This window comes from Pedobacter sp. 10L46_2 (genome assembly GCF_056395165.1).
In genome coordinates this window covers 1-1,039 of the sequence record NZ_JBFTIZ010000554.1, presented here as the reverse complement: position 1 = coordinate 1,039, position 1,039 = coordinate 1, and the positions used below count along the sequence as shown (strand labels likewise).

General features: G+C 37.1%; 2 protein-coding genes. One reads left to right on the top strand and one right to left on the bottom strand.

The genetic code is table 11. The annotated features are described in order from the left end of the window. Nucleotides 1–283 (bottom strand): redoxin domain-containing protein (locus tag AC1DDX_RS27760; protein WP_477623083.1); only part of this gene is annotated, 283 nt, incomplete at its 3' end. Between the two features lie 222 nt (nucleotides 284–505). On the opposite strand from AC1DDX_RS27760, the gene AC1DDX_RS27755 reads away from it, so the two are divergent. Continuing rightward, nucleotides 506–1,039 (top strand): M28 family peptidase (locus AC1DDX_RS27755; protein ID WP_477623082.1); only part of this gene is annotated, 534 nt, incomplete at its 3' end.

Here is a 1,039-nt window from a genome sequence, read left to right as displayed (position 1 = left end):
CTATAGAACGTTGCTCATCCTGCGTAATCATATAAATATTAACGTTCTTTAGCTCTTTAGTTCTTTTAGACATGTTTGCAGCCGTTCTTTGGCAGTGTTCGCAAGTAGCGTCAAAGAACATCAATAAAGCTTTTTTCCCTTTTGCTATCTGACTTGTAGAATAAGCATTGCCATCAGTTTTATAGAAAACCGCAGTAGGCAACACACTACCCGGCAAAAGCGCCTGGCTAAAAGCAATTGTAGAAAATGCACAAAGGATTAAAGAGAATATTATTTTTTTCATAGAATGTTCTTAATAAAAGAAAGCGCTAATATCATATTCTTTATAATAATTATCGTCATTTAAAACCTAATTTTTACAATAGAACATTGGGCTGTGGATAAGGACTGTTGCCCTAAGTACTTGCAAATGGTTGGTTTGTGCAACAATAAGATGATAAAAGGTTAGCCTTAATTGTATATAAAAACTTTTCTCTAAGTTTGTTTACATACAAATGAGCAAGGAATGAAAGTTGAAAGTTTAGAGCCGGCATCGCTTTGGAATAATTTTATCAGTTTAAATGCAATACCCCGTGCATCAAAGAAGGAGCAAAGGGTAATACAGTTTATGGTTGACTTTGGTAAAAACCTTGGACTACAAACAATTCAGGATCGTACTGGAAATGTAATTATAAAGAAGCCGGCAACCACTGGTATGGAAAGCAGACAAACTGTAATTCTGCAGTCGCATCTTGATATGGTTCATCAAAAGAATGGCGATACAATCTTTAATTTTGATACTCAGGGGATAGAAATGTATGTAGATGGCGATTGGGTTAAAGCTAAGGGTACTACCCTGGGCGCCGATAACGGTATTGGCGTTGCCACCATTATGAGCATTTTAGCTTCATCAGATATTGCTCATCCTTCTATTGAAGCTTTATTTACAATAGATGAAGAAACCGGGATGACGGGGGCAAAGGAGCTTGATCCGTCTAATCTCTCAGGAACTATTTTGCTGAACCTTGATACAGAAGAAGATGATGAGCTTACCATCGGC